Annotated in this window: 12 protein-coding genes; 8 read left to right on the top strand and 4 right to left on the bottom strand. The window is 35.5% G+C overall.

The window, feature by feature from the left end; all coding sequences use genetic code 11:
* Positions 1-21: 21 nt before the first annotated feature.
* Together Q4566_RS05905 and dusB are read right to left on the bottom strand one after the other, a co-directional pair.
* The gene (locus Q4566_RS05905) at positions 22-1,209 is read right to left on the bottom strand and encodes a phosphoglycerate kinase (protein ID WP_303419579.1); all 1,188 of its coding nucleotides are present in this window, start codon (positions 1,207-1,209) and stop codon (positions 22-24) included.
* A gap of 357 nt (positions 1,210-1,566) precedes the next feature.
* Positions 1,567-2,562 (bottom strand): tRNA dihydrouridine synthase DusB, encoded by a 996-nt coding sequence (dusB, locus tag Q4566_RS05900; protein ID WP_303419576.1) that lies wholly within the window; start codon positions 2,560-2,562, stop codon positions 1,567-1,569.
* A gap of 218 nt (positions 2,563-2,780) precedes the next feature.
* On the opposite strand from dusB, the gene lepA reads away from it, so the two are divergent.
* Both lepA and Q4566_RS05890 read left to right on the top strand, forming a co-directional pair.
* A complete protein-coding gene (gene lepA, locus Q4566_RS05895; protein WP_303419574.1) occupies positions 2,781-4,577 on the top strand; it encodes a translation elongation factor 4 in 1,797 nt (598 codons plus the stop codon).
* A gap of 94 nt (positions 4,578-4,671) precedes the next feature.
* Positions 4,672-5,115, top strand: a complete 444-nt coding sequence (locus Q4566_RS05890) for a hypothetical protein (RefSeq protein WP_303419572.1) — start codon at positions 4,672-4,674, stop codon at positions 5,113-5,115.
* A gap of 316 nt (positions 5,116-5,431) precedes the next feature.
* Here the strand turns inward: Q4566_RS05890 and Q4566_RS05885 are convergent, their stop codons facing one another.
* Entirely contained in the window at positions 5,432-5,647 is a 216-nt protein-coding gene (locus Q4566_RS05885; protein WP_303419569.1) for a hypothetical protein, read from the bottom strand.
* 343 nt (positions 5,648-5,990) lie between these two features.
* On the opposite strand from Q4566_RS05885, the gene Q4566_RS05880 reads away from it, so the two are divergent.
* The 6 genes from Q4566_RS05880 to Q4566_RS05855 all read left to right on the top strand — a co-directional run bounded on the left by Q4566_RS05880 (position 5,991) and on the right by Q4566_RS05855 (position 12,286).
* A complete protein-coding gene (locus tag Q4566_RS05880) occupies positions 5,991-7,400 on the top strand; it encodes a glycogen synthase (RefSeq protein ID WP_303419566.1) in 1,410 nt (469 codons plus the stop codon).
* 6 nt (positions 7,401-7,406) lie between these two features.
* On the top strand, positions 7,407-8,672 hold the full coding sequence (locus tag Q4566_RS05875; protein ID WP_303419563.1) for a glucose-1-phosphate adenylyltransferase: 1,266 nt from the start codon (positions 7,407-7,409) through the stop codon (positions 8,670-8,672).
* Between the two features lie 3 nt (positions 8,673-8,675).
* Positions 8,676-10,583 carry a 1,4-alpha-glucan branching protein GlgB gene (gene glgB, locus Q4566_RS05870; RefSeq protein ID WP_303419560.1) on the top strand — a complete coding sequence of 636 codons (1,908 nt, stop codon included), beginning with the start codon at positions 8,676-8,678 and terminating at the stop codon, positions 10,581-10,583.
* 48 nt (positions 10,584-10,631) lie between these two features.
* Entirely contained in the window at positions 10,632-11,087 is a 456-nt protein-coding gene (locus tag Q4566_RS05865; protein ID WP_303419557.1) for a GNAT family N-acetyltransferase, read from the top strand.
* Between the two features lie 23 nt (positions 11,088-11,110).
* Positions 11,111-11,629, top strand: coding sequence for a GNAT family N-acetyltransferase (locus tag Q4566_RS05860; protein ID WP_303419554.1), 519 nt, complete (start codon positions 11,111-11,113; stop codon positions 11,627-11,629).
* A 75-nt stretch (positions 11,630-11,704) separates the two neighbouring features.
* Positions 11,705-12,286 carry an outer membrane beta-barrel protein gene (locus Q4566_RS05855; protein WP_303419551.1) on the top strand — a complete coding sequence of 194 codons (582 nt, stop codon included), beginning with the start codon at positions 11,705-11,707 and terminating at the stop codon, positions 12,284-12,286.
* 69 nt (positions 12,287-12,355) lie between these two features.
* Here Q4566_RS05855 and Q4566_RS05850 read toward each other — a convergent pair whose 3' ends face one another.
* A complete protein-coding gene (locus Q4566_RS05850) occupies positions 12,356-12,586 on the bottom strand; it encodes a transcriptional repressor (RefSeq protein WP_303419548.1) in 231 nt (76 codons plus the stop codon).
* Positions 12,587-12,686 lie beyond the last annotated feature (100 nt).

Here is a 12,686-nt window from a genome sequence, read left to right as displayed (position 1 = left end):
AAACTAAAAACTTAAGCGCGATTATTCCAATATGGCAGCTATACCTGGTAAGGTTTTACCCTCTAAACTTTCAAGCATGGCACCACCACCAGTACTTACATAACTTACTTTATTTTCAAATCCGAATTGCTTCACAGCCGCAACCGAATCTCCACCTCCTACAAGAGAGAAAGCGCCGTTTTTAGTAGCTTCAGCAATAGAATTCCCTAATTCAATTGTTCCGTTTGCAAACGATTCCATTTCGAATACACCTAATGGTCCATTCCAAAGAATTGTTTTACATGCATTAACCACTTTATCAAAAGCAGCGATAGATTTTGGTCCGGCATCCACACCTTCCCAACCATCAGGAATCGCAGTAATATCTACAGTTTGCTTATTGGCATCGTTACTAAAAGCATCGGCAGCAATCGTATCAACAGGGATATGAATCTGTACATTTTTAGCTTTTGCCTGCTTTAAAATCTCTAATGCCAAAGGCATTTTATCATCTTCACAAATAGAGTCACCTATTTTTCCGCCTTGCGCTTTCACAAATGTAAAGGCCATACCACCACCAATAATAAGGTGATCTACTTTATCAAGAATATTTTCTATAATGGTTATTTTAGAAGATACTTTTGCACCACCAAGAATGGCTAAAACTGGTTTTTCACCCGTTTCCATTACTTTTTGAATGCTTTCAATTTCTTGAGCTAATAAGTTTCCGAAACATTTTTTACCTTCAAAAAACTGAGCTACAATAGTTGTTGAAGCATGCGCTCTATGTGCTGTACCAAAAGCATCATTCACATAGATATCACCTAGTTTCGATAATTTTTCCGCGAAAGCGACATCACCAGCTGTTTCTTCTGAATAAAAACGTAAATTTTCTAGTAATAAAACTTTTCCTGGCTCTAAACTTGCAGCAGCAGCTTCAGCCTTTTCACCAATACAATCGGCAACAAATTCTACTTCCACACCTAAAACTTCTGAAACTTTATCTGCGATATGCTTTAAAGAAAACTCATCTTGAAATCCTTTTGGACGCCCTAAGTGAGACATTAAAATACAGCTTCCGCCATCTTCTAAAATCTTGATTATAGTAGGTTTTGCAGACACAATTCGAGTCGCATCGGTCACTTCAAACTTTTCATTTAAAGGCACATTAAAATCTACTCTTATTAAGGCTTTTTTATCTTTGAAATCAAAATCATTTAAGGTTTTCATAGCTCTATTTTTTATCTTTTAAATATTTTACATACAAATGTAACTAATTAAAGAGTGCTAAAAAATCTGTTTTTTCACGAAAACGTTTGAAATTTTAAAGAAATTAACATATTCGATAAAAAGTAATAAAGTAGGAAGTTAGTTTCGTATTCTAAAATTGAATTTTAATCAGCATGTCAAATCGAGCGCAGTCGAGATTGGTACCCTTTAACATCGAAACATTCTCGACTGCGCTCGAACTGACAACAGTATTTAATTAACAAACTCATTTTCAAAACAAAAATAATTTTATGCTTTTCGGATATAACTATTGACCTCGGCAACTCAAAATGAAAAATGTGTAAATCAGGCTAAATTTCACTCCGTAAACTGATAACCGGCAAATTTATCTAAAACCTCATCGAAAGCTGCAAAAACATCTTCGGCATGGTCTGAAGTTACCATTTTCATACGGTATTCTTTAAAATGCGGGATCCCTTTAAAGTAATTGGTATAGTGGCGTCGGGTTTCAAAAACACCAAGTATCTCGCCTTTCCAATCAATAGACATTTGTAAATGACGGCGAGCGGCTTCTACACGTTCTTCTAATGAAATTGGCGCTAAATGTTCTCCGGTTTCAAAAAAGTGCTTCACCTGTTTGAAAAACCAAGGATTTCCAATACTGGCACGACCAATCATACAGCCATCTAAACCAAATTCGTCACGCATAAGCATGGCTTTTTCAGGAGTATCCACATCGCCATTACCAAAAACAGGAATGTGCATACGCGGATTGTTTTTCACATCCATAATCGGTTTCCAATCGGCTTCACCTTTATACATTTGCGCACGTGTGCGTCCGTGAATAGCAATCGCTTTACAACCTACATCTTGCAAGCGTTCGGCAACCTCAAGAATACGAATAGACTCATGGTCCCATCCCAAACGGGTTTTTACGGTAATAGGAATATTGGTACGTTTTACCATTTCGGCAGTAAGTTGTTCCATCAAGCACACATCTTTTAAAATACCTGCTCCAGCACCTTTACTTACAACTTTCTTTACGGGACAACCAAAATTAATATCGATAATATCCGGTTTAGATTCCGCTACAATATCAATGGTTTGTAACATACTATCCAAATTAGCGCCGAATATTTGAATGCCTACAGGGCGTTCCTTTTCGTAAATATCTAGTTTCATAACACTTTTTGCGGCATTACGAATTAAACCTTCACTCGATACAAATTCTGTGTACACCACATCGGCACCTTGTTCTTTACACAAAGCACGAAATGGCGGGTCGCTGACATCTTCCATGGGCGCTAAAAGCAATGGAAAATCTGGAAGTTCTATATTGTCTATTTTTACCAAAATATAATAATTGTCGGCAAAATTACAGCTTTTTAGTTAAACACGAAGTTTTTAGGCGTATTGAAATTATTTAGTGAATATTATAAAATCCCCCTACCTTCAGCCCTCCTTATAAAACCCCAACAAAATCACCGCGTTACTAAGCTGTTAAAAACAATAGATATAAACGGATAAAACGCCTATATTTGCAAATTAAATCTAGGTAATAGATTCCTTTTATGAAGAACATTAGAAACTTTTGCATTATTGCACATATAGATCACGGTAAAAGCACATTAGCAGACCGTTTATTAGATCACACAGGCTCGGTAACCGCTAGAGAAAAGCAAGACCAATTGCTAGATAGCATGGATTTAGAGCGCGAACGTGGTATTACCATTAAGTCGCACGCCATCCAAATGGATTATGAATATGAAGGTGAAAAATACGTTTTAAACCTTATTGATACGCCTGGTCACGTTGATTTTTCTTATGAAGTTTCTCGTTCTATCGCTGCTTGTGAAGGTGCCTTATTAATTGTTGATGCGGCACAAAGTATACAAGCACAAACCATTTCTAATCTATATTTAGCTTTAGAGAATGATTTAGAAATCATCCCTGTTTTAAACAAAGTAGATCTACCTAGTGCCAATCCAGAAGAAGTTACCGACGATATCGTCGATTTATTAGGTTGCGACCCAGAGGAAGTGATTCACGCCAGTGGAAAAACAGGTTTTGGAGTTGATAACATCTTAGAAGCCATTATAAAACGTATTCCTGCGCCTAAAGGAGATCCTGAAGCGCCTTTACAAGCTTTAATTTTCGATTCTGTTTACAATACATTTAGAGGTATTGAAACGTATTTTAGAGTTTTTAATGGTGAAATTAAAAAAGGACAAAAAATTAAATTCGTTGCAACCGATAAAGAATATTATGCTGATGAAGTTGGTACATTAAAACTGACTCAAGTGGCTAAAAAAAGTGTCAAAGCAGGCGATGTAGGTTACCTTATTACAGGCATAAAAACCGCCAAGGAAGTTAAAGTTGGTGATACCATTACCGATTTCGCGAATCCAACAACTAATATTGTTGAAGGTTTTGAAGATGTAAAACCAATGGTTTTCGCTGGTATTTACCCTGTTGATACTGAAGATTACGAAGAGCTTCGTAATTCTATGGAAAAACTACAGTTAAATGATGCTTCGTTAGTTTTTGCTCCAGAAAGTTCAGCCGCTTTAGGTTTTGGTTTCCGTTGCGGATTCTTAGGGATGCTTCATATGGAAATTATTCAAGAACGTTTAGAACGTGAGTTTGATATGACGGTAATCACAACGGTTCCCAATGTATCTTACCACGCCTTTACAAACAAAAATCCTGATGAAGCGTTTATCGTAAACAACCCATCCGATTTACCAGATCCTTCTACCGTAAACCGTGTTGAAGAACCATATATTAAAGCCACTATAATCACAAAAGCCGATTTTGTTGGTAACGTGATGTCGCTTTGTATTGAAAAACGTGGTATCGTTATCAATCAAACCTATTTAACACCAGAACGTGTTGAGCTTATTTTTGAAATGCCGCTTGCCGAAATTGTATTCGATTTTTACGATAGACTAAAAACAGTTTCTAAAGGTTATGCCTCTTTTGATTATTCGCCAATTGGGATGAAAACATCTAAATTAGTGCGTTTAGACATTTTATTAAATGCACAACCTGTTGATGCGCTTTCTGCTTTAATTCATGCTGATAACGCTCAAAACATCGGACGTAAAATGTGTGAGAAATTAAGAGAGTTAATTCCGCGTCAGCAATTTGATATTCCAATTCAAGCTGCTATTGGTGCTAAAATTGTTTCTCGTGAAACGATAAAGGCCTTACGTAAAGACGTTACGGCAAAATGTTACGGTGGTGATATTTCTCGTAAGCGTAAACTTCTTGAAAAGCAGAAAAAAGGTAAAAAACGTATGCGCCAAGTAGGTAATGTAGAAATTCCACAACAAGCGTTTATGGCGGTTTTGAAGCTTAATGATTAAATTTCGTAAAACTCATAAAATCAAAACAAGTAAAAGGCCATTCTGAAAAGGATGGTCTTTTTTGTATATTTCAATTTTAAAAAAAAGCCCTACTATGAAATCTATTAAAATTTTAAGCACACTTCTTTTTGGTCTAGCGATCACCTTTACATCTTGCAAAGAAGAAACCAAAGCGCCTAAACAAAATACTGTTAAACCAGTTACAACAACAAGAACAGCAACTGCTGAGCCTGCTCAAAATACCAGCGGTACATGGCACTACATTTGTATGAAAGGTTGCCCAGGAGGCTCTGGAACAGCTGAAAACTGTAAAACTTGTGGTATGACTTTAATTCACAACCAAGCCTATCACGCCAACGCTAATAACGTACAATCTTCTTCGCCTTTCGCTGCCCCACCTACAGCTGAGCCTAGTCAAAATGCTGCTGGCGTTTGGCACTACACGTGTACAAAAGGATGCATGGGAGGCTCTGGCACCGCAGGGACTTGTAAATCTTGTGGAAACGCTTTAGCCCATAACGCTGCCTATCACGGATAACACCAAGGTTCACGAAAACCTTAGAAAAGCAATAAAACTCAAAACCATCTATCATTTCTATACCATTTCTTGTTTAAAATTACTGTAAAATAAAATGATGAATTTTTGTTTTATAGGAAACAGAAAAATAAAGCATAGCCGTAGCTACGGTTTCTTTTTATGTTGAAATAGAAAGTAAAAAGGCGCATTTTATTACGGTTATTTTAAATGAGAGATGGTATTAGTATAAAACTAATTTGATAGATGGTTTTTTTTGAAATAATACTCTGTGAAAAGCAACAAGCCTAATTGCAGCGCGTTACTTTTTCTAAAGAATCTACATAAGCATCATAATCAATAAGTAAATCCACTCCCCAACAACAGAGCTGCTATTTTTTCCCTTGCAAACATCTACAGCTGGAAAAGTTCTGCCTTGAAACTCATAGGATTCACAGGAAGTGCAATCTTCCCGTTGTGTTTCGCCTTCATCAGACGAGCAAGCTAATACAGAAACTGATGAAATTACTGTACCAACCAACATAAATTTTCTCATAATTATACGTTTTTTGATTAATGTATTCGAATATATTACGAGAATATTGAAAGAAAATTCACATTAATACGTAAGTTGATAATTTTAACAAATAGGAATAATTTTACGTTAAACTTTTGTGAGACTATATAAAAACACTTAAAAGGGATCATATTAAGATCTTAAAAACAAATAAATAAAATACAACAAAAAGAATCTGTTATTTACTACATTTTAACATTAGAATAATGTAATAGTTCTAATAATGTAATTTTTAACACTAAACCTAAATTAGCGCGAATAAATACATGATATTTTCGTAGTTTTATAAACGAACCTAAGTATTAATGATAATTATTCATAAATGAACATTATTCATATTAGTGCAGAATGTTATCCTATAGCCAAAGTTGGAGGCCTCGCAGATGTAGTAGGCGCCTTGCCTAAGTACCAAAATAGCCATAACATTACGTCTCAGGTTATCATGCCGTTTTACGACAATGCCTTTACAAAAGCAAACTCATTTGTTCCTGTACAGCATTCAAGTGTTATTTTAGGAGACAAAACGTACCCTTTCCGGATTTTAGTTTTAGATGAAAAACCATTAGATTTTGATGTGTTTTTTATAGACATTCCAGATTTACTATTTAAGGACTATGTCTATTCATCATCCGATACTGAGCGCTTTTTAGCCTTCCAAATGGCCACTTTAGATTGGCTCCTTACTTGGGAAACTTATCCAGATATTATTCATTGCCACGATCATCATACGGGGCTCATTCCTTTTATGCTTCAAGAAAGCTTTAAATATGAGCCTTTTAGAAAAATACCAAACATTTTCACTATACATAACGCCCAATACCAAGGCTGGTTTTCGCACGACAAAGTGGGTTTAATTCCGCCCTTTAATTTTGATCATGTTGGTCTATTAGATTGGGGAGGTCATATAAACCCCCTAGCTGCAGCTATAAAATGTGCTTGGAGCGTAACCACCGTTTCACCAAGTTACATGGAAGAGCTTAAACAAGCTGCTAATGGTTTAGAGCATTTATTAAGTACAGAACATGAAAAATGCACGGGAATTTTAAACGGTATCGACAATGCCGTATGGAATCCAGAAACTGACCATTACCTAGTTAAAAATTACAACATTAAAAATGTAAGTTCTGGAGCCAAAGCCAATAAAAAACATTTATGTGAAACCTTTAATCTAGATCCTAAAAAACCACTTTTCGCCTTTATAGGTCGTTTAGTGTACGAGAAAGGATCAGATATATTCCCTGAAGTTTTTAAACAAGCCCTGGAAGAAAACGACATTTCCATACTTTTATTAGGTTCAGGGAACCCAGATACCGAAGCACAATTAGAAGCTTTAAAACCACTTTTTGAAGGAAAATTTAATGCGCATATTGGTTACGACGAGCAACTTTCGCATATTGTTTATGCCGGCGCCGATTTTTTACTCATGCCTTCTAGAGTCGAACCATGTGGTTTAAATCAAATGTACGCCTTACGCTATGGTACGATTCCAGTTGTAAGGAGCATTGGCGGTTTAAAAGATACCGTTATTGATATAGAAAAAGAAAATGGCTTTGGTATTTGCCACCAAAACGTAAATGTTACAGAAATTACCGAAGCTATTAACCGAGGTGTTGCCCTTTACAAAAGTCAACCCAAATACAAAGCCATTCAAAAACAAATTATGGAAATAGACCACTCTTGGGATGTTTCAGCTAACGACTATATAAACTTATATAATTCCATTAAAAACTAATTAAATATGATTAACAACAAGGTTTTATCCATAATCTTAGGAGGCGGACAAGGTTCTAGGTTACACCCATTAACTGAAGAAAGATCGAAACCCGCGGTGCCAATTGCTGGAAAGTATAGATTGGTAGATATTCCAATTTCTAACTGTATCAATGCAGATATAAAACGCATGTTTGTATTAACACAGTTTAATTCGGCATCCTTAAACCGTCATATTAAAGACACTTACCACTTTAGTTTTTTTAGTAGTGCTTTTGTAGATGTATTGGCTGCAGAACAAACCCCAGGGCATAAAGGATGGTTCCAAGGTACTGCCGATGCCGTAAGACAAAGCATGCATCATTTTTTAAGACATGATTTTGAATATGCCCTAATTCTTTCGGGAGATCAATTATATCAAATGGATTATGTAAAAATGATTGAAGCGCATGAAGCCAGTGGTGCTGAAATTTCAATTGCTACGATTCCTGTTGACGCAAAAGACGCTCCTGGATTTGGTATTTTAAAATCAAACGACGAAAGTATTATAACGTCTTTTATAGAAAAACCAGACGCTAGTTTATTACCAGACTGGACATCAGATGTTAGTGATGAAATGAAAGCTCAAGGAAGAAATTATTTAGCCTCAATGGGGATTTATATTTTCAACAGAGATTTGTTGGTTAAATTGATGGACGATGATTCTACAATCGATTTTGGTAAAGAAATCATTCCACAATCCATTGAAAAACATAAAACGTTAAGCTTCCAATACGAGGGCTATTGGACGGATATTGGAAACATCGATTCTTTCTTTGAAGCTAATATTGGTTTAACCGACGATATCCCTGCATTCGATTTATACGATAAAGCTAAACGTATTTACACCCACGCCAGAATGCTTCCTACCACCAAAGTAGCAGGCACCACCTTGGATAAGGCTGTGATTGCAGAAGGTTGTATTATTGGCGCTGCAAAAATAGAGCGCTCGGTAATTGGTATTCGTTCTCGAATTGGCGCCGAATCCACGATTATAAAAACCTATATGATGGGTAGCGATTACTATGAAACTCTTCAAGAAATTGATGAAAAGAAAATAAGCATTTTAATGGGTATAGGCGATCGTTGTTTTATCAAAAATGCGATTATAGATAAAAATTGCCGCATTGGAGATGATGTTAGAATTAATGGCGGACCACATTTAGAAAATATCGAAACCGATAGCTATGTTATTAAAGATGGTATCGTAGTAATTAAAAACGGAGCAACTATCCCTCACGGATTTGTAATATAATATATGGCACAGGTAAAAGTTTACAGTTTATTTACAGAATTTGATATTAACCTTTTCAAAGCAGGAAAACACTTTAGGCTTTACGAAAAATTTGGTTCACACATTGTTACCGTCGATGGTATTGAAGGAGTTTACTTTGCCGTTTGGGCTCCATCAGCAAAACAAGTTTCCGTTATTGGAGACTTCAATTTCTGGAAAGAAGGTGAACACCAACTTAACGTGCGCTGGGATTCAAGTGGTATCTGGGAAGGTTTTATTCCGCTTATAGGAAAAGGAACCACTTACAAATACAAAATTGAGAGTAACAACAACGGTATAAAGACTGAAAAAGCCGATCCTTATGCGAGACGCTGTGAGCACCCGCCAAAAACCGCTTCCATTGTTTGGGAAGATTCCTATAAATGGAAAGACAAAAGCTGGTTAAAAAAGCGTAAAAAACACAATGCCTTGGATGCGCCATATTCGGTTTATGAAGTGCATTTAGGCTCTTGGAAAAAGAACCTAGAAGAAAACCGCTTTTTATCCTATTATGAATTAGCAGACGATTTGGTGACTTATGTCAAAGACATGAATTTTACTCATGTCGAGCTCATGCCTATTATGGAATTTCCATACGATCCGTCGTGGGGCTATCAAATTACAGGGTATTTCGCTCCAACATCACGCTTTGGGTATCCTGAAGAATTCAAATATCTCGTAGATAAATTACACCAAAATGATATTGGTATTATTTTAGACTGGGTGCCTTCACATTTCCCTGAAGACGTTCATGGCTTAGGCTTTTTTGATGGATCAAATTTATATGAACATCCAGATCCTAAAAAAGGCTACCATCAAGATTGGAAAAGCTTAATATTCAATTATGAACGTAATGAAGTCCGTTCCTTCTTAATAAGTAACGCACTTTTTTGGTTAGACCAATACCATGCCGACGGACTGCGTGTTGATGCCGTGGCCTCTATGTTATTCTTAGATTATTCTAGAGAAGATGGCGAATGGGAACCTAACATGTATGGCGGTAGAGAAAATCTAGCCGTTATAAGTTTCTTAAAAGAATTAAATGAAGAAGTTTACGCCTCATTCCCTGATGTTCAAACCATTGCCGAAGAGTCCACAGCATTCCCAATGGTTTCTAAACCAACCTCTGTAGGTGGCTTAGGGTTTGGTATGAAATGGATGATGGGATGGATGCACGATACACTGGAGTATTTTGGTAAAGATCCTATTTATAGAAAATACCATCAAAATGATATCACCTTCAGTTTAGCTTATGCTTTTACTGAAAATTTCATGCTTCCACTTTCTCATGATGAAGTAGTTTACGGTAAAAACTCCATTTTAGGGCGCATGCCTGGCGATGAGTGGCAACGTTTTGCAAACCTACGCCTACTATACGGTTACATGTTCACACATCCAGGAACAAAACTTTTATTTATGGGAGGTGAATTCGGACAATATAACGAGTGGAATTTTCAAGAAAGTATCGAATGGGACTTACTAGAATTTAAACCTCATCAAGACACGCTAAACTATTACAAAGCGCTTAATAAACTGTATAAAACGACACCAGCACTCTACGAGCAAGGTTTTAGTCATGAAGGTTTTGAATGGATTAGCTATGGCGACCATGAAAACGCTGTGATTTCATACATTAGAAAAGGCTATAAGGAAAAAGAAAACGTCGTGGTGGTTTGTAATATGACACCAGCTGTTTTAGAAAACTATAAAATTGGGGTCAACACTAAAGGTAAGCTTGAAGAAATTTTTAATAGTGATGCCGAAACTTTTGGTGGTAGTGGTATAGGAAACAAAAAAGCCATAACCATTAAAAAAGACGCTTGGGATGGTAAACCATTTTCTGCAGATGTTACTTTAGCCCCTTTGGCTGTAACCGTTTTTAAGTTTAAATAGGTGTTTTTATTAGTTGATAGTATTTAAAAATCATTGAAACAAGACAGAATGATTAGAAAATACATTAATAAGGATAGGCATCAAGTTATTGAATTATTAAGGCAAAATACACCAAAGTATTTTGCCTCTTCTGAGGAAACAGACTTTGAAAATTATCTAAAAAATGAAGTAGAAGATTACTTTGTTTACGAACAACATTCTCAAATTATTGGAGCTGGAGGCATCAACTACTTTCCAACTAAAAAAACAGCACGAATTTCATGGGATATGATTCATCCAAATTACCATGGAAAAGGCATCGGGAAAGCATTAACGCTATACCGAATCAATCATCTACTTGAAAATCAAAATATTGAATTCATCGTGGTTCGAACCACACAGTTAGCCTTTCAGTTTTATGAAAAACTAGGGTTTAAACTTATTAGAATCGAAAAGGATTTTTGGGCTGAAAATTTTGATCTTTATGAGATGAAAATGCCAAATAAAGTAGATATTTCAGAATAATTACAAACCGATTTTCTTATTGAATGCAAATCATTATTGAAACAAAAAGACTTTGGATTAGAGAAATAGAACCTGAAGATATAGATTGTTTACTTGAAATTTATAACAATCCACAGAACATGGTTTTTATTCCGAATTCTAATTTCAAATGGACTGAAACGAAACTAAAAGAAAAATACCAAAAATTAAATCAAAACTACTTCAATGGGTTTGGTGTTTTCATTATTCAAATTAAAGATAAAGACACGATTATAGGAGAAGCTGGTCTATTCAATTCGTTTCAAAACTTTAAACATTTAGAGTTGGGCTATATTGTTGACCATAAATTCTGGAGAAACGGCTATGGTTCTGAAATTTGTAACGCCCTGATCAATTACGGGTTTCAAAAATTAAAATTGGAAAAATTAACCGCTCGAATGTTTAAAGAAAACTTAGCGTCGATTAAATTATCTGAGCATTGCGGCATGAAGTTAGTAAAAAGCAAATCACCTGAAAATGATATCGATTTTTATGAATATGAGGTTACAAATAAAACAGAGTAAGAAAAGCTATCAGCACTAAAAAAGAAACTTGAAATAGCAAACGTTTTTCTACTGAAACAATACTTACCTAAACACATGAAAGTAAAATTTATAACTTTAATATTAATCACACTTTTTCTTAATACGAACGCTAACTGCCAAGAATCTAATGAATTCAGAACGTATTTTGGAATCATGGATCGCGAATTTTTAACAAGTGGGAACTTAGATGGAGCTGGAAGCTACGACTTAGAAAACCCATATGAATTTGGAATACGATACTTAAGAAAATTAACGCCTAAGCTATCACTTGAAACCGGTATTAACTATTTGAGTTCAAAGGTTCAAATAAACTCTAATAACTATGGAACACATAGTGAAAGACATACTCATTTAAAAATAGTGTCCATCCCGATGTTTGTTAATTATACGATTGGAAATTATTTTTTCTTAAACGGCGGACCACGTTTAGATTTTCAAAATTCAGGGGAATCCTTTGATTCACAATCCGGATTTGGTTTCGGAATCGGCTTTGGCGGAAAATACAATTTTGATAAGTTTTTAATTTATTTAAATCCGAATTTCAAAATGCACGCCGTCATTCCCTTTGAAAAAGAAAACGATCAACAAAGGCTAACCGAATTTGGTGTACAACTTGGTATTGGGTATCAATTTTAACAAATAATTGCAGTACAATAGTTGCCCTTTATGCTTCCATATCTTACTGTTGTTCTGTATTATTCAACCCTAGCTAGAACGAGCACAATCTAAACAAAGCGCGAAACATTGTCCTCCGTTGTCTCCTACAATTCTATACAAAATACCATCTTCATAAAACCAATTTAAAACCCTATAAATGGTAGCCCTCTTAATATCAACATCTTTTTTCTTTTCAATAGAACCTTGACTCATAGCCTTACTTGTGGCTTGTAAAACTGAAAGCACAGCCTTTTTGGTAGCTGTATGACTTCTTCTCATGACAACATTATTATAGCAACAAAGTAGCGGTAATACAAAACATTCATATATTTGCAAAAACCACTATTGCAACAGTGTTGCGTTTGTAATTTTAAACACA

It is taken from the genome of Tamlana sp. 2_MG-2023, from assembly GCF_030548465.1.
Classification (GTDB): domain Bacteria; phylum Bacteroidota; class Bacteroidia; order Flavobacteriales; family Flavobacteriaceae; genus Pseudotamlana.
Note: the sequence above shows the minus strand (reverse complement) of the source record. Positions and strands in the feature narration are given on the sequence as shown.

Excerpts from the sequence above, each read along its gene's own strand:
- Q4566_RS05905 (WP_303419579.1), bottom strand. The coding sequence starts at position 1,209 with ATGAAAACCTTAAATGATTTTGATTTCAAAGATAAAAAAGCCTTAATA.
- lepA (WP_303419574.1), top strand. The coding sequence starts at position 2,781 with ATGAAGAACATTAGAAACTTTTGCATTATTGCACATATAGATCACGGT.
- Q4566_RS05890 (WP_303419572.1), top strand. The coding sequence starts at position 4,672 with ATGAAATCTATTAAAATTTTAAGCACACTTCTTTTTGGTCTAGCGATC.
- Q4566_RS05885 (WP_303419569.1), bottom strand. The coding sequence starts at position 5,647 with ATGAGAAAATTTATGTTGGTTGGTACAGTAATTTCATCAGTTTCTGTA.
- Q4566_RS05880 (WP_303419566.1), top strand. The coding sequence starts at position 5,991 with ATGAACATTATTCATATTAGTGCAGAATGTTATCCTATAGCCAAAGTT.
- Q4566_RS05875 (WP_303419563.1), top strand. The coding sequence starts at position 7,407 with ATGATTAACAACAAGGTTTTATCCATAATCTTAGGAGGCGGACAAGGT.
- glgB (WP_303419560.1), top strand. The coding sequence starts at position 8,676 with ATGGCACAGGTAAAAGTTTACAGTTTATTTACAGAATTTGATATTAAC.
- Q4566_RS05865 (WP_303419557.1), top strand. The coding sequence starts at position 10,632 with ATGATTAGAAAATACATTAATAAGGATAGGCATCAAGTTATTGAATTA.
- Q4566_RS05860 (WP_303419554.1), top strand. The coding sequence starts at position 11,111 with ATGCAAATCATTATTGAAACAAAAAGACTTTGGATTAGAGAAATAGAA.
- Q4566_RS05855 (WP_303419551.1), top strand. The coding sequence starts at position 11,705 with ATGAAAGTAAAATTTATAACTTTAATATTAATCACACTTTTTCTTAAT.
- Q4566_RS05850 (WP_303419548.1), bottom strand. The coding sequence starts at position 12,586 with ATGAGAAGAAGTCATACAGCTACCAAAAAGGCTGTGCTTTCAGTTTTA.